The sequence below is a fragment of the Lysobacter rhizosphaerae genome (assembly GCF_054779795.1).
The window spans coordinates 175,199-188,237 of record NZ_BAAGXO010000004.1 but is presented as its reverse complement, the minus strand read 5'-3'; the positions used below and the strand labels follow the sequence as shown (position 1 = coordinate 188,237).

General features: G+C 67.2%; 17 protein-coding genes. 7 read left to right on the top strand and 10 right to left on the bottom strand.

Going from position 1 to position 13,039, the window contains the following annotated elements; all coding sequences use genetic code 11:
- Nucleotides 1–53 precede the first annotated feature (53 nt).
- On the top strand, nucleotides 54–338 hold the full coding sequence (locus ACYVGE_RS08010; RefSeq protein ID WP_310055455.1) for a DUF4031 domain-containing protein: 285 nt from the start codon (nucleotides 54–56) through the stop codon (nucleotides 336–338).
- A 42-nt stretch (nucleotides 339–380) separates the two neighbouring features.
- Entirely contained in the window at nucleotides 381–638 is a 258-nt protein-coding gene (locus ACYVGE_RS08005; RefSeq protein ID WP_310055452.1) for a DUF3297 family protein, read from the top strand.
- A gap of 122 nt (nucleotides 639–760) precedes the next feature.
- On the opposite strand, the gene ACYVGE_RS08000 is transcribed toward ACYVGE_RS08005, so the two are convergent.
- From ACYVGE_RS08000 to ACYVGE_RS07990, 3 genes are read right to left on the bottom strand one after another with little or no spacing between them, the layout of a single operon-like run.
- Nucleotides 761–1,522, bottom strand: a complete 762-nt coding sequence (locus tag ACYVGE_RS08000; RefSeq protein ID WP_457096767.1) for an ABC transporter permease — start codon at nucleotides 1,520–1,522, stop codon at nucleotides 761–763.
- A complete protein-coding gene (locus ACYVGE_RS07995) occupies nucleotides 1,519–2,520 on the bottom strand; it encodes an ABC transporter ATP-binding protein (protein ID WP_460728768.1) in 1,002 nt (333 codons plus the stop codon). The genes ACYVGE_RS08000 and ACYVGE_RS07995 overlap by 4 nt, the downstream gene beginning before the upstream one ends.
- A 4-nt stretch (nucleotides 2,521–2,524) precedes the next feature.
- A complete protein-coding gene (locus ACYVGE_RS07990) occupies nucleotides 2,525–2,791 on the bottom strand; it encodes a DUF2798 domain-containing protein (protein ID WP_460728766.1) in 267 nt (88 codons plus the stop codon).
- A gap of 274 nt (nucleotides 2,792–3,065) precedes the next feature.
- Here ACYVGE_RS07990 and ACYVGE_RS07985 point away from each other — a divergent pair, with 274 nt between their 5' ends.
- From ACYVGE_RS07985 to ACYVGE_RS07975, 3 genes are all read left to right on the top strand, one after another.
- Complete coding sequence (locus tag ACYVGE_RS07985; protein ID WP_457096766.1) at nucleotides 3,066–3,374, top strand: RcnB family protein; 309 nt, start codon at nucleotides 3,066–3,068, stop codon at nucleotides 3,372–3,374.
- A 60-nt stretch (nucleotides 3,375–3,434) separates the two neighbouring features.
- Nucleotides 3,435–3,782 (top strand): RcnB family protein, encoded by a 348-nt coding sequence (locus tag ACYVGE_RS07980; RefSeq protein ID WP_457096765.1) that lies wholly within the window; start codon nucleotides 3,435–3,437, stop codon nucleotides 3,780–3,782.
- 201 nt (nucleotides 3,783–3,983) lie between these two features.
- Nucleotides 3,984–4,544, top strand: coding sequence for a hypothetical protein (locus ACYVGE_RS07975; protein ID WP_460728763.1), 561 nt, complete (start codon nucleotides 3,984–3,986; stop codon nucleotides 4,542–4,544).
- A gap of 73 nt (nucleotides 4,545–4,617) precedes the next feature.
- On the opposite strand, the gene ACYVGE_RS07970 is transcribed toward ACYVGE_RS07975, so the two are convergent.
- The 3 genes from ACYVGE_RS07970 to ACYVGE_RS07960 form a co-directional block, all read right to left on the bottom strand.
- A complete protein-coding gene (locus ACYVGE_RS07970) occupies nucleotides 4,618–5,121 on the bottom strand; it encodes a DUF1993 domain-containing protein (RefSeq protein WP_460728761.1) in 504 nt (167 codons plus the stop codon).
- Between the two features lie 220 nt (nucleotides 5,122–5,341).
- Complete coding sequence (locus ACYVGE_RS07965; RefSeq protein ID WP_460728759.1) at nucleotides 5,342–5,845, bottom strand: EF-hand domain-containing protein; 504 nt, start codon at nucleotides 5,843–5,845, stop codon at nucleotides 5,342–5,344.
- Between the two features lie 195 nt (nucleotides 5,846–6,040).
- Nucleotides 6,041–7,321, bottom strand: coding sequence for an aminopeptidase (locus ACYVGE_RS07960; protein WP_460728757.1), 1,281 nt, complete (start codon nucleotides 7,319–7,321; stop codon nucleotides 6,041–6,043).
- A gap of 219 nt (nucleotides 7,322–7,540) precedes the next feature.
- Here ACYVGE_RS07960 and ACYVGE_RS07955 point away from each other — a divergent pair, with 219 nt between their 5' ends.
- Nucleotides 7,541–8,095 carry a DUF3016 domain-containing protein gene (locus ACYVGE_RS07955; protein WP_460728755.1) on the top strand — a complete coding sequence of 185 codons (555 nt, stop codon included), beginning with the start codon at nucleotides 7,541–7,543 and terminating at the stop codon, nucleotides 8,093–8,095.
- A 66-nt stretch (nucleotides 8,096–8,161) separates the two neighbouring features.
- On the opposite strand, the gene ACYVGE_RS07950 is transcribed toward ACYVGE_RS07955, so the two are convergent.
- Complete coding sequence (locus ACYVGE_RS07950; protein ID WP_460728753.1) at nucleotides 8,162–9,835, bottom strand: M28 family metallopeptidase; 1,674 nt, start codon at nucleotides 9,833–9,835, stop codon at nucleotides 8,162–8,164.
- A 285-nt stretch (nucleotides 9,836–10,120) separates the two neighbouring features.
- Here ACYVGE_RS07950 and ACYVGE_RS07945 point away from each other — a divergent pair, with 285 nt between their 5' ends.
- Nucleotides 10,121–10,468, top strand: a complete 348-nt coding sequence (locus tag ACYVGE_RS07945) for a hypothetical protein (protein WP_460728751.1) — start codon at nucleotides 10,121–10,123, stop codon at nucleotides 10,466–10,468.
- Here the strand turns inward: ACYVGE_RS07945 and ACYVGE_RS07940 are convergent.
- The 3 genes from ACYVGE_RS07940 to ltaE all read right to left on the bottom strand — a co-directional run bounded on the left by ACYVGE_RS07940 (nucleotide 10,465) and on the right by ltaE (nucleotide 12,949).
- On the bottom strand, nucleotides 10,465–11,148 hold the full coding sequence (locus ACYVGE_RS07940; protein WP_460728749.1) for a helix-turn-helix transcriptional regulator: 684 nt from the start codon (nucleotides 11,146–11,148) through the stop codon (nucleotides 10,465–10,467). The genes ACYVGE_RS07945 and ACYVGE_RS07940 overlap by 4 nt on opposite strands.
- A 7-nt stretch (nucleotides 11,149–11,155) precedes the next feature.
- On the bottom strand, nucleotides 11,156–11,797 hold the full coding sequence (locus ACYVGE_RS07935; protein ID WP_460728747.1) for a hypothetical protein: 642 nt from the start codon (nucleotides 11,795–11,797) through the stop codon (nucleotides 11,156–11,158).
- A gap of 135 nt (nucleotides 11,798–11,932) precedes the next feature.
- Nucleotides 11,933–12,949: a low-specificity L-threonine aldolase gene (gene ltaE / locus ACYVGE_RS07930; protein ID WP_460728745.1), complete on the bottom strand. Its 1,017-nt coding sequence runs from the start codon at nucleotides 12,947–12,949 to the stop codon at nucleotides 11,933–11,935.
- Between the last annotated feature and the right edge of the window lie 90 nt (nucleotides 12,950–13,039).

The window sequence follows — 13,039 nt, the reverse complement described above, 5'->3', positions numbered from 1 at the left end:
TGATAGGCGCCTTCACGCCTGCAATCGCGCGCGCAATGGGACACACTGCGCGCATGACCGTGTATGTCGACGACGCCGTGCATGCCTGGCGTGGCGAGCGCTGGGCGCACCTGATGGCGGACACGCTGGAGGAACTCCACGCCATGGCGGCCCGGCTCGGCATCCCGCGCCGCGCCTTCCAGAACAAGAGCAGCGGCGCGCACTACGACGTCACCACGGCGTTGCGCGCACAGGCCATCGCCCTCGGCGCGGTGGCGATCTCGCGCCACCACGACCGCGCGCAGGTCAAGGCGGTGATCGCCCGCGCCAAGGCGCAGGGCAATGGCGAGGCGCCCTAGTTACAATGCCGGCCGCACCGCCTCCTTGAACCGAGCACGATCATGTCCGAGACGCCCCCCGACCACCTCTCCAACGACCCGCGCAGCAAGTTCTACGACGAAGCCGTGCTCGAACGCGGCATCGGCATCCGCTTCAACGGGGTCGAACGCCACAACGTCGAGGAGTACTGCATCAGCGAGGGCTGGGTGCGCCTGCCGGTGGGCAAGGCGCTGGACCGCCGCGGTCAGCCGATGACGATGAAGATGAATGGCACGGTCGAGGCCTGGTTCCTTACTCCGGCTGGTGAAACGAAGGAATGACGTAGGGCGGGCGTTGGCCCGCTAAAGCCTGTCGCGCCGGTTCGTCACCGGCCGTAGTTCACCGTTATCAGCCGCGCGCGCGGCATTCGTCAGCCGGGCGCTCGCTGATACGGGAGGCGGATTCACGCCTTGAGCTTGTACCCGGTGCGGAAGATCCAGGCGATCAGGGTCATGCACAGCGCCAGGAAGCCCAGGATCGCCGCCGTGCTCACCACGACGTTGACGTCGCTGACGCCGTAGAAGCTCCAGCGCATGCCGCTGATCAGGTACACCACCGGGTTGAACAGCGCGACCTTCTGCCACAACGGCGGCAGCATGCTGATCGAGTAGAACGCGCCGCCGAGGAAGGTCAGCGGGGTCAGGATGAGCAACGGAATCACCTGCAGCTTCTGGAAGCTGTCCGCCCACACGCCGACGATGAAGCCGAACAGGCTGAAACTCAGCGCCGTCAGCACCAGGAAACAGCCCATCCAGAACGGATGCACGATTGCGTAAGGCACGAAGAAACGCGCGGTGACCAGGATCAGCGTGCCCAGCATCAGCGACTTGGTCGCCGCCGCGCCGACGTAGCCCAGCAGGATCTCGCTGGTGGACACCGGCGCCGACAGCAGCTCGTAGATCGTGCCCGACCACTTGGGCAGGTAGATGCCGAACGAGGCATTGGACACGCTCTCGTTGAGCAGGGAGAGCATCACCAGGCCCGGGATGATGAAGGCGCCATAGCCGACGCCGTCGACGTGGCCCATGCGCGAACCGATCGCCGCACCGAACACGATGAAGTACAGCGACGTCGACAACACCGGCGACAGGATCGACTCCATCAGCGTGCGGAAGGTGCGCGCCATCTCGAAGCGGTAGATCGCACGGATCGCATGCACGTTCATGCGCGCCCTCCTTTGCGGTGCACCAGGCTGACGAAGATCTCCTCCAGCGAACTCTCGCTGGAATGCAGGTCCTTGAAGTCGATGCCGTGCTCGTTCAGGCGCCGCAACAGCGTGGCGATGCCGGTCTGTTCCTGCTGGGTGTCGAAGGTGTACACGAGCGCATGGCCTTCGCCGGCGATTTCCAGGTTGAAGCCGGCCAGCCCGTCGGGCAGTACGGCCAGCGGTTCCTGCAGCTGCAGGGTCAGCTGTTTCTTGCCGAGTTTGCGCATCAGCACATGCTTGTCCTCGACCACGATCAGCTCACCGTTGCTGATGACGCCGATGCGGTCGGCCATCTCCTCGGCCTCCTCGATGTAGTGCGTGGTGAGGATGATGGTGACGCCGGCTTCGCGGAGGTTGCGCACCATCTGCCACATGTCGCGGCGCAGCTCGACATCGACACCGGCGGTGGGTTCGTCGAGGAACAGGATCTGCGGCTCGTGCGCCAGGGCCTTGGCGATCAGCACGCGCCGCTTCATGCCGCCGGACAGCGCCATGATCTTGCTGTCCTTCTTTTCCCACAGCGACAGGTCGCGCAGGACTTTCTCGAGATGGGCCGGATCCGGCGCCTTGCCGAACAGGCCGCGGCTGAAGCTCACTGTCGCCCACACCGTCTCGAAAGCGTCGGTGGACAGTTCCTGCGGCACCAGTCCGATCTTTGCCCGCGCGGCGCGGTAATCGCGCACGATGTCGTGGCCGTCGGCGAGGACGGTACCCGTGCTCGCATTGACGATGCCGCAGACGATGCTGATCAGGGTGGTCTTGCCCGCGCCATTGGGCCCGAGCAGGGCGAAGATCTCGCCGCGACGGATGTCGAGGTCGACGTGCTTGAGCGCGACGTGGCCGGACGCATAGGTCTTGCTCACGTCGCGGATGGAGATGACGGCATCCACGCGAGGTACTTCCACCGGGGCAACCGGCTGATCGTAATCGACGTGCGGTGCGGGGCCGTGGGCCATGGGCTCAGCCGAGCTCGCCAAGGCTGCGGGCGGACGCCGCCGGCGCGTCGCTCGTGAGCCGCGCCAGCCCCCCGCGCACCAGCGGCACGGTGATCCACGCCACCGGCAAGGCAACGGCGAAGGCGAGGCCCCAGTTGTTCAACCACACCTGCAGCAGGCCGGGCTCGAAACCGTGGTGGAAGGCGGACATGGCGAAGCTGATCGTGGCGGACATCACCGTGACCATGGAGGGGACGAAAGCGAACTGGGCCTGGCGCGGCGTGAGGAGCATGGCGGGCGTCTCGGCGGGGGATGCAGCAAGGCTAGTGGCTGCGGCGGACGCTGATAAGCCGTCGTGCGAGGGAGGCATCATCCCGGTCACGGGGCAATCGGGCCGGGCTCGCGGGGTACGCCCGCGCGCATGCCTGCATGAATGCGGGCCAACCCCATGGGGCGCAAAACGGCGATGGCGGTCAAGTTTCCCGAACTTCGGGCGGCGACCCACCCCACCTCGCCATAACGGCCACCTAACATCACGCCACGGAAACCATCACTCGGGGGAAAACATGAAACGACTGCTACTGGTTGCTTCGCTCGCGCTGTTGTCGCTGTCTTCGGTGGCCTTCGCCAAGGGCCACGGCAAGGGCCACGGTGGTGATCACGGCGATCATCCGCCGGGCAACCATTACGGCTGGCACAAGGGTGAGCACATCGACGTGGTCTACCTGCAGCCGCGCTACTACGTGGAGGACTACCGCGTGGTCCACCTCGCACCGCCGCCGCCGGGCCATCGCTGGATCCGTCATCCCGACGGGCGCTACATCCTGGTCGCCGTGGCGACCGGCATCATCGCCGACATCCTGCTGAACCACTGATCCCCGACCCTCCGTGCGATGCCGACCGGCATCGCACGTTCCGCAAAAGGAAGGACTCCAATGAGACGCCTGCTCCTGGCCGCCTCGCTCGCATCGCTGCTGCTCACCACCTCGGTGGCACTGGCCGACGGGCACCATCATCGTGGCGGCGACCGCCATCATCACGACCACGATGACGATGATGACGACGACGATGGCTACCGGTACAAGCACCGGCACCGCGACTACCACCGCGGCGAGCGCATCGAAGTCGTGTACATGGAACCGCGCTACTACGTCGAGGACTACCGCGACTACGAGCTGCGCGAGCCGCCGCGCGGCCATCGCTGGGTGCGCACCGAGGACGGCCGCTTCATCCTCGTGGCCGTGGCCACCGGCATCATCGCGGACATCCTGCTGCACCACTGAGCGGGCACAACGCAAAGAACAGAAGCCCCGCGATTGCGGGGCTTCTGCTTTTCACCGGCATGCATTGACGCTGCGCGCGTCCGACCTGAGACACGTTGCCGCGGGCGCGCATATCCCCCGGTTGGGGGAACGCGGCGTCGCCCGGCGGGTTTCGCACGACAATGCGCGTCGAGGGAGCCTCCACCCACCAGGAGTCCCACCATGTCCAGATCGATAGTGGCGCTCGCCGCGCTCGCCGCCGCGATCAGCGCGTACGCGGCCGCGGCCGCGACGGCCGACAAGTCCACCGCCGCCGACCAGAAGCTGATCAAGAGCGCGATGCAGGCCGCGCCCGCCAAGGTGTCGGCCAATGCCAGCATCGTCGAGATGGGGAAAGACGGCATGCGCACCGTGCGCGCCGGCAGCAACGGTTTCACCTGCATGGCCGACAACCCCGTCACCCCGGGCCCCGATCCGATGTGCCTGGACGCGTCCGCCATGGAATGGGCAAACGCGTGGCAGGGACACAAGGACCCGGCCGCCGGCAAGATCGGTTTCATCTACATGCTGGCGGGCGGTACCGATGCCAGCAACACCGATCCGTATGCCGACAAGCCCACCGCGAGCAACCATTGGGTCAAGACCGGCTCGCACGTGATGATCGTGGGCGCCGATCCGGCGTTCTACGACATGTATCCGAAAGCTGCCGATCCGGACACGTCGGTGCCCTACGTGATGTGGCCCGGCACGCCGTACCAGCACCTGATGATCCCGGTGAAGTGACGTCTGCCGTGACGGACGTTTAGTAGCTTGTCCGCCCCGTCGCCGACCGTGGCCGGCGACGGCGCGTATGGCTTCAACCGCCGAGGAAATCCGTCTTGCCGATGCCCACGCCGTTCCGGCGCAGCAGGTTGTAGGCGGTGGTGGCGTGGAAGTAGAGGTTGGGCAACACATAGGTGAGCAGGTAGGTCTGCCCATCAAACTTGAGTTCGCCGGCACGGGTCTTGAACGACACCGCACGGGTCTCGCTGCCTTCGAACTGTGCCGGGGTGAAGCCCTCGAGGTGCGCGATCGCGGCGGCGATGCGTGCATGCAGTTGTTCGAAGGTGGTTTCGTTGTCCTCGACGCTGCGCGGCTCCACCCCCGCTAGGCGCGAGGCGCCGCGCGTGGCCATGTCAGTGGCGATCTGCACCTGCCGCACCAGCGGCAGCATGTCGAAGATCAGGCGCGACTGCAGCAGCGTGTCCGGATCCGCGCCCTTGTCGCGCGCGTGCGCCTCGCCTTTTGCGAGGACGTGGTCGAGGTTGCGCAGGGCGCGCACGAACACGGGAACGGAAGCGTCGTACATGGACACGGACATGGAGGTCACCGGATGGAGGAAAGAGCGAAGGTTACCGCTACTCCCCGGTTTCGATTAGGCGGTAAATCCGGGACGCCCGATCCCATGGGCGGGCCGTGGCGTCACCGACTGCACCGGATCCCACGCGTGGGTGGATCCGGTGCAGTGGCTCCGGTGCAGGCAACCCTGGTCCGGTGGCGTGGCCCGTATGAGGGGTGCTCCGCATCCTGCAGCCGCGCGCTTACGGCGCCTTGTCCGACTTCATCCTGGCGGCATGGCCCGCTGCCATTTCCTCACGCGAAAGACTGCCATTCCCGTCGGTATCCATTTCCGAGAACATCTTCTTCGCGCCGGCGTCGTGCTCGGCCGCGGACAGCATGCCGTCGCCATTGGTGTCCATCTTCGCGATCTTCTCCGCCGACGACATCTCGCCATGACTGGGCGCGTCCATCGCGGCGTCGTTCATGGTCTTGACCTCCTTGGTCTTGGCGGTTGCCTTCATATGGCGCGCATCCATTTCCTGGGCGGTGACGTTGCCGTCGCCATTGGCGTCCATTTCGCCAAACATCTTCGTCACGGCCGCGGCGTGTTCCTGTGCCGATATCTTGCCGTCGTTGTTGCTGTCCATCATCTTGAACATGTCGCCGCCCTCGTGATGGGCGATGGCCGTCGTGGCGACACCGCACAACAGCACGCTGGCGGCGGTGCGGATCGTCATCGACCGGCGTTGTTTCGTATCGTTCATGCGCATTCTCCGTGGTCGCGCACCAGGCGCGAGGAAATCCCCGCGCGGAGCATGCTCGCGGCGGAGTGAGCGCCCTGTCATCGCGTGCATCGTTGCCGCACCGGCAAACTGAATGCGCCATGCGAGCTGCCGCAATGGCTTCGCAAAAAAAGAGCCCCGCGACGCGGGGCTCCGGAATTCCGGCGCAATGACGGATCAAAGCTTCAGCGTGCCGCTCTCGACGATCGCCTTGCCATCAAGCGTCACCGTGCTGCCGGGCAGGAACAACACCAAGCCATAGGGCACCGAGTTGTTACCGCCGGCCCAGACGTTGACACCGGTGCCGACGGTTACCGAGCCCGCTGGAACCCAGGTGCCCATCGCACTGGTGGCGGCCAGCTTCACGTTCGGATTGATGCCGAAGTCGACGAAGCCAAGATCGTTCTTGCGCGCGTCGTCGACCGCGTCGTATTCCGCCTTGAGGTCGGCATAGCCCGGGCCCTCACCGGTCATCGCCGTCACCTTGCCGCCGCTGACCGTCAGCGTGAGGTTGTTGACTTCCTTGCCGCGGAAGTAGGTGCGCGATTGCACGACCTTGCCTTCGGCGCTGCCGGCAACGGGAGTGGAATAGACCTCGCCGGCGGGCAAATAGGTGGATGCCGCGGCGGCGCCGGCCTTCATGTCCTCGGCGGAAACCACGCCATCGCTCACCAGGACCGGCCGGCCCTTCAGGCTCAACTTCAGGTCGGTGCCGTTCGGATTGGTGATGTGGACTTCGTTGCCCGCCGCAAGCGCCGTCTTGACCTGGGCCCCGCGCGTCTGCAGTTCGCTGTAGTCGAGGTTGACGCCGTTCCAGAACGTCTTCGCCAGTTCGTCCTCGCTCATGCCGTAGCGTTCGGCGCGCCACGCGGTGGGATACAGGTTGTTGCCGAGTTCGACCGTGCGCACGTTGCGGAGGAACTTCTGCATCACCGGCTCGTCGGCCTTGCCACGCGCGGCGCTGCGCTTGGGATCGGCCCCTTCGAACAGGTTTTCGGTCGCGTTGTTGCCCAGGGAGATGTTCACGTTGACCATGTCGGCCAGCTTGTTGCCCACCGCATCCATCTGCGTGTCGTACTTCTCCGGCACGTCGAAGAACATGCGCTTGGCGAGGCGGTCGCTGCTGTAGGTCACCAGCGGGAAGGCGCCCACCTTGCGCACGTTGACCGCCAGGTCCTCCAGCAGCTCCGCGTCGCTTGGGCGGCCGGAGATGAGCACGATCTCGCCTTCCTTCACTGCGGCGCTCTGGGTGACCACGCGCTGGGCGAGCTGCTCGAGATCGGTGTAGGCCGTCTTCGCCGGTTCGGCGACGGGCGTGGCCGACGCAGCGTCTGGCGCAGTGGCCGGCGTGGCGGTGGCGGCAGGCGCATTGGCTTCGGGCGATGGCGAACGTTGGCAGGAAGCGAGTGCGGCAACGACGGCCAGCGCGAGCGCGGTCGCGAGGAATGGAGGTTTCATGGCACGGGTTCCATAAGCCCGGACGGGGCGGAGCAATCGGGGGAACGCGTCGCTGCTGCGGTAACGGCCACCGCCAGTCGGGAGAGCGCCGCGCGAGGCCCGCGCACGGGTTCCGGCGATGTCCCCACCCGATCGGGGGATGGTTAGGCGTGCACGTTGCGGCACGGTTGTGCCGGTCGGGTGGACAATGAATCCGGTCCCGGCGCAACGAGGTGCATCGTGCAAGGTCGAATCATCCTCACCCTGGCGTGCCTGCTGGCCGCGGCCGGCGCCTCGGCGCGGATCAGCAACGTCACGGATCCCGATGCCCCCCGCAGCCTGCCGGCGCAGGGCCCGGTCAGCGTGCAATGGGAAGATCCCGCCCAGTTCTCCGAGATCCGCTACAGCCACAACCCCAGCGAGTCACGCCGCGGCCACTGGGTGGAGCAGCTGGCCCGCTACCTGCGCGAACAGGCGCAGGCGCGCCTGCCGGCGGGCGAACGCCTCGAGGTCGTCATCACCGACATCGATCGCGCCGGCGATTTCGAGCCGCAACGCAGCATCAACCTCCAGGACACGCGGGTCATCCGCGAGCTCTATCCGCCGCGAATCGAACTGCGCTTCCGCCGCCTCGATGCCGGCGGCGGCGTGATTGCCGAAGGCGAACGCAAGCTCACCAACAGCGCCTTCCTGCATACAGGCCGGACCGACAGCGATCCGCTGCGCTACGAGGAAGACCTGATCGACACCTGGGTGAAGCGCGAACTGCCGGCACCCGTCCGCGCCGGATCATGAGGCCCTGAAACACGAAGCCCCGCATTGCGCGGGGCTTCGTGGTCTTGGCGTTGGCCGTACGCGGGATTACTTGCGATCCGCCGCACTCGCATCGCGCGCCGCGCGGAACTCCGAGTCCTGCGCCCAGTTCGGCCACTGCGTCGAATTGGCGAGGTCGCTGCCCAGCGTGTAGAGGACCTGCAGGTCGCGCGCCATGCCGGTGAACGGCCAGCTCGCTTCCCATTCGTCGGCCGGCTGGTGGTAGCGGTCGCGGGTGTAGCTCTCGCTCCACGCCTTGCTGGCGGCAACGCCACCCTCGATGCGGTCGTCGCCCGAACCGTACGAGATCGCCGGCACGCCGCGCTTGGCGAACGGGAAATGGTCGGAGCGGAAGAAGTGGCCGGCTTCCGGCTTCGGATCCGGCGAATACGTCATGTTCCACTTCGCCGCCGTGGCGACCAGCTGGTCGATCAGATCGAGCTTGGCGCTGCCGGAGATGTTGAAGTCGCGCGCCGGTCCGTGCGGATCGAGCGCGTCCATGTTGATCACGCCCACGGTCTTGCCGAGCGGATACAGCGGCTTGGACGAGTAGTACTCCGAACCGAGCAGGCCCTTCTCTTCCGCGGTGACGTTGAGGAAGACCAGCGAGCGCTCGGGCTTCTTCTTCGCATGCGCGAAGGCGCGGCCCAGCTCGATCAGCGCGGCGGTACCGGTGGCGTTGTCGACCGCGCCGTTGTAGATGCGGTCGCCCTTGGCATCGGGCTGGCCGACGCCGAGGTGGTCCCAGTGCGCGCTGTAGATCACGGTCTCGTCGGGACGCTTGCTGCCGTCGAGGCGGCCGACCACGTTCTGCGACGTGATCACCTTCGAATCGACGTCGTAGTCCGCGCTGAAGTTCGCGCCCTTGATTTCGACCGGCTTGAAGTCGCGCGTCTGCGCCTGCTTCTTCAGCGCGTCGAAGTCCAGGCCCGCCTGCTTGAACAAGGCCACGGCGAAGTCGCGCTGGATCCAGCCTTCCAGCGGCGTGTGCGCCGCGCGCGGATCATCGCGCACCACGTCGAACATGGTGTTGGTGTTGGAGTTCTTGACCGTGGCCCAGCCGTACGACGCCGGATCGGTTTCGTGCACGATCAGCAGGCCCGCGGCGCCCTGGCGCGCGGCTTCCTCGTACTTGTAGGTCCAGCGGCCGTAATAGGTCATCGCCTTGCCGCCGAAGTCGCCCTGCCCGGTTTCGAAGTCGGGATCGTTGATCAGGGCGACGATGATCTTGCCCTTGACGTCCATGCCCTTGAAATCGTCCCAGTTGCGTTCCGGCGCCTTGACGCCGTAGCCGACGAACACCAGTGGCGCGTCCTTGATGGTGACGTGCTTGTCGCCGTTGAGCGCCGCGCGCACGGCGATCTGCTCGCCCTGCGTCAGCGCCTGGGCCTTGCCGCCCTCGCTCATCGACAGCATCGGCGTACCGGTGATCTCCGAGCGCAGCAGCGGCACGGCCTGGGTCCAGGTGCGCTTGCCGTCCTTGATGTCGCCGCCGGGCTGCAGGCCCGCGGCCTGCATCTGCGCGGAGACGTAGGCGACGGTCTTGGCTTCACCCGCGGTGGCCGGACCGCGGCCTTCGAACTCGTCCGAGGACAGCACCTTCACCTCGTCCGACAGGCGCTTGGGATCGAACGTCGGCGCCTTCGGGTTGGCGGCCAGCGCCGGCTGCAGGGCGAGGGCAATGGAAACGGACAGCAGGGAAACGGCGAGCGATTTGTTCATTCGGCACCTGGAAGGAACGCTGGCTGGCAGCGGGCGAGCGGTAGCAGGCGATGGTAGCAGCGGGACTCCGCCGGCGAAGCGATGACTGAAGGCATACCCGTGCCGCCTGATGCGGCATGGTTTTTCGTGCCCGTCGTCACGGAGCCGTCGCACGCCGCGCACGCCGTCACCACCTGGTTGAGCCGTTGCCCAATGCACTGCGAAGGCTGAATGGTTTTCACGGCGCATTAGTACTCGCGCGCCTAGGCTGAGTGCATCGCCCGCCGGGAGCGATGGAGAAGGACGATGCGCAGGCCATTGTTCGTTGCCGTCATCGCCACGCTCCTGCTGCCCTCCGTATTGGCCGCACAGCCGCAGGACGCCGACAGCAAGGAGGCTGCGCACGTTGCCGACGCGCAGGCCACCCCGGCCGCGACACCAGGCAACCACGCATCATCCCGAAGCCTGATGGGCATGGTGATGGGCGCGATGATCCAGTCCGCTGAGCAACAGTCCAAAAGCAACCCGGCCGCCGGCCAGCGCGATTCCCCCAAGCAAGATCCCGGCAAGACGAAACCAGCCGACGCCAGGAAGGATCCGGCGGCACGGACGAAGCCCGTCGCCGAGCAGGTCGCGGTGCAGTCCGAACCCTAGTCGCGAGCCGCGCTGCCACCTGATGGCTGGCCGGCTGCGTCGGCAGCAGTCTTGGCTTCACCGATCCGGAACCGGCATACGTGCCCGCCGCGGATGATGCATTCCATGTGATGGATGCGGTGCGCGGTGGCGGCTTCCATGAAGGCGAGATCGAAGCGGCAAACGTCCGGGTGCTCGCGCGCGAGGGCATGGAAGACGCAGTTGTAGGCCTCGACCTGTGCCTCGCCGCCACGCTGCGTCGGCACCGCTTCGTAGCCGAGCTGATCCAGGCGCGCGGCCAGCGCCTCGGCAACCTCTTGGCGCGAGTTCGCCTCGGCCGCGGGCTCGGCCGCGCCGAGTTGCCGGCCCAGCTCCACCAGCAGATCGCGTGCGCCGGCGTCACCCAGCCGCGCGATCACGCCCTCCAGCAGGGCGCCGGCAATCTGCCCGTAATTGCGGGGGAACAACGCGTGCGCTTCCGCCGTGAGCCGGAAGCGCGCCTGTGGCCGGCCGCCGCTGGGTTGCGGCGCGCATCGCTCGACCCAGCCGCGCGCGATCAACGCGCTGAGGTGCTGGCGCACCGCGTTGTGGCTGATGCGCAGGCGCTCGCACAACGCCTCCACGCCCGTGCCTTCGGGCTGCTGCAGCAAGTGCCGCAGCAGCGCCTGCTGGGTCGGACCGAGGTGGCGCAGTTCGGCCATGCGCGCCTCAGCTGGCCTTGTCCGGGAACTGTTTCGCCAGCGCGCCGGCCATCGCGTCGGCGATCGTGTCCATGTGCTTCTGCATCGCCGCCCAGGTCGTCGCTTCGGCCTTGGCATCACCGCGCATCACTTCACCGATCTGCGCGGCATGGTGGGCGCCGTGCGCGAGCAGCAGGCCGCGCACCGCATCCTGCGGCAGGTAGGGATTGGCGCCGGAGAGGAAGACCGCGATCTCGCCGGCGTTCTGCGTGAGCGTCGACATGGCCGCATCCGCCGCGGCGCGGTTGCCGGCGCGCTCGGCGTCGGTCATCGCCTTCACCGCACCCCAGTGTCCGGCCAGCAGGGCGAGCATGCGCTCACCGGCAGGCGGTCCGTAGAAACCGGCGACGGCACCGGCCAGCTGCTTCGCATTGGCGACCACGGCCTGCGCGGCCGCCTCGCTGCGCTTGGCATCGCCGGCCTTCACCGCGAATGCGTACTCGCGCGTGTTGGCGACGTGGCCGTGCCACAGCGTCCGCAACGTCGCCTGCAGTTTCGGCGCGGGCACCGCCGCGGTTGCGGCGGCCGGCGCACTGGCATGCGCGCCGTCGTGGGCCTGCGCCGCCGGCGCCAGCAGGCCGGTCATCAGCAGAAAGGTCAGGTATTTCATGGCATTGCTCCTGTTCGGTCGCACACCGCGACAGGCGCATTCGGACACCGTCCGACCCTACCCACAACCTTGTTATGTGTAAAGCACTTGTGGCCTTGGCAGGGCGTAGGGCAACCGGTTCCCTGCGCGGCGCCGTCAGCGCGCAGCGAAGCGCCGGAACGCCTCGATGGTGCGGGCGATGCCGTCGTCGTCGACATCCAGGTGCGTGACCAGCCGCACCCGCGGGGTGTAGCCGATCGACAGCCGGATCGCGGCGGCGTCCATCTGCTGCTTCAGTTCCGCCATGCGCGCGCTCGCGACATCGATGAACACCATGTTGGTGTGCTGCCCTGCGAGCGTGATGCCGTTGAGTCCGCGCAGGCCGTCGGCCAGCGTGGCCGCGCGCCGGTGGTCGTCGGCGAGGCGCGCGACATGGTGGTCCAGGGCATGCAGGCAGGCAGCGGCCAGCAGGCCGGCCTGGCGCATGCCGCCACCGGCGACCTTGCGCCAGCGCCGCGCTTCCCGGATCAACGCGCCGCTGCCCAGCAGCACCGAACCGACCGGCGCACCCAGTCCTTTCGACAGACAGACCGACACGCTGTCGAAATGGCGCGCGATCTCGCGCACCGGCACGCCGTCGGCGACCGCTGCGTTGTACAGGCGCGCGCCATCCAGGTGCAGCGCCAGGCCGTGTTGCTGGCACAGCGCGCGCGCATCGCGCAGGTAGTCGTGCGGCAACGCCCGGCCATGCCAGGTGTTCTCCAGGCACAGCAGGCGCGTGCGGGCGAAGTGCGGATCATCCGGCTTGATCGCCTGCGCCACGACGTCGAGTGGCAGCGTGCCATCGCCCGCCTGCACCAGCGGCTGCGGCTGGATCGAGCCGAATACCGCGGCGCCACCGCCTTCATACCGGTAGGTGTGTGCGTCCATGCCGACGATGTATTCGTCACCGCGCTGGCAATGCGCGAGCAGCGCCAGCAGGTTCGCCTGCGTGCCGCTGGGCGCGAACAATCCCGCCTCGAAGCCGAACTCGTCCGCCAGCCGCTGCTGCAGCGCATTGACCGTCGGATCCTCGCCGTAGACGTCATCGCCGACCTCGGCGCGCGCCATCGCTTCGCGCATGGCCGCGGTGGGCCGGGTGACGGTATCGCTGCGCAGATCAATCCAGTTCATGGGGGTATCCCGACAGGTGCAGGGGCGCAGGATAGCCGCTTGCGCAGGCCTGCCGGCGCAGCGCACGGCGTGAACACGGCAGCCGTGCGC

What these genes read in the sequence shown, in the direction of transcription:
- ltaE (WP_460728745.1), bottom strand. Translation starts at nt 12,949, where the DNA reads ATGAACTGGATTGATCTGCGCAGCGATACCGTCACCCGGCCCACCGCG.
- ACYVGE_RS07965 (WP_460728759.1), bottom strand. Translation starts at nt 5,845, where the DNA reads ATGAACGATACGAAACAACGCCGGTCGATGACGATCCGCACCGCCGCC.
- ACYVGE_RS07970 (WP_460728761.1), bottom strand. Translation starts at nt 5,121, where the DNA reads ATGTCCGTGTCCATGTACGACGCTTCCGTTCCCGTGTTCGTGCGCGCC.
- ACYVGE_RS07940 (WP_460728749.1), bottom strand. Translation starts at nt 11,148, where the DNA reads ATGGCCGAACTGCGCCACCTCGGTCCGACCCAGCAGGCGCTGCTGCGG.
- ACYVGE_RS07950 (WP_460728753.1), bottom strand. Translation starts at nt 9,835, where the DNA reads ATGAACAAATCGCTCGCCGTTTCCCTGCTGTCCGTTTCCATTGCCCTC.
- ACYVGE_RS07975 (WP_460728763.1), top strand. Translation starts at nt 3,984, where the DNA reads ATGTCCAGATCGATAGTGGCGCTCGCCGCGCTCGCCGCCGCGATCAGC.
- ACYVGE_RS07985 (WP_457096766.1), top strand. Translation starts at nt 3,066, where the DNA reads ATGAAACGACTGCTACTGGTTGCTTCGCTCGCGCTGTTGTCGCTGTCT.
- ACYVGE_RS07980 (WP_457096765.1), top strand. Translation starts at nt 3,435, where the DNA reads ATGAGACGCCTGCTCCTGGCCGCCTCGCTCGCATCGCTGCTGCTCACC.
- ACYVGE_RS07960 (WP_460728757.1), bottom strand. Translation starts at nt 7,321, where the DNA reads ATGAAACCTCCATTCCTCGCGACCGCGCTCGCGCTGGCCGTCGTTGCC.
- ACYVGE_RS08005 (WP_310055452.1), top strand. Translation starts at nt 381, where the DNA reads ATGTCCGAGACGCCCCCCGACCACCTCTCCAACGACCCGCGCAGCAAG.
- ACYVGE_RS07945 (WP_460728751.1), top strand. Translation starts at nt 10,121, where the DNA reads ATGCGCAGGCCATTGTTCGTTGCCGTCATCGCCACGCTCCTGCTGCCC.
- ACYVGE_RS07990 (WP_460728766.1), bottom strand. Translation starts at nt 2,791, where the DNA reads ATGCTCCTCACGCCGCGCCAGGCCCAGTTCGCTTTCGTCCCCTCCATG.
- ACYVGE_RS08010 (WP_310055455.1), top strand. Translation starts at nt 54, where the DNA reads ATGACCGTGTATGTCGACGACGCCGTGCATGCCTGGCGTGGCGAGCGC.
- ACYVGE_RS08000 (WP_457096767.1), bottom strand. Translation starts at nt 1,522, where the DNA reads ATGAACGTGCATGCGATCCGTGCGATCTACCGCTTCGAGATGGCGCGC.
- ACYVGE_RS07995 (WP_460728768.1), bottom strand. Translation starts at nt 2,520, where the DNA reads ATGGCCCACGGCCCCGCACCGCACGTCGATTACGATCAGCCGGTTGCC.
- ACYVGE_RS07935 (WP_460728747.1), bottom strand. Translation starts at nt 11,797, where the DNA reads ATGAAATACCTGACCTTTCTGCTGATGACCGGCCTGCTGGCGCCGGCG.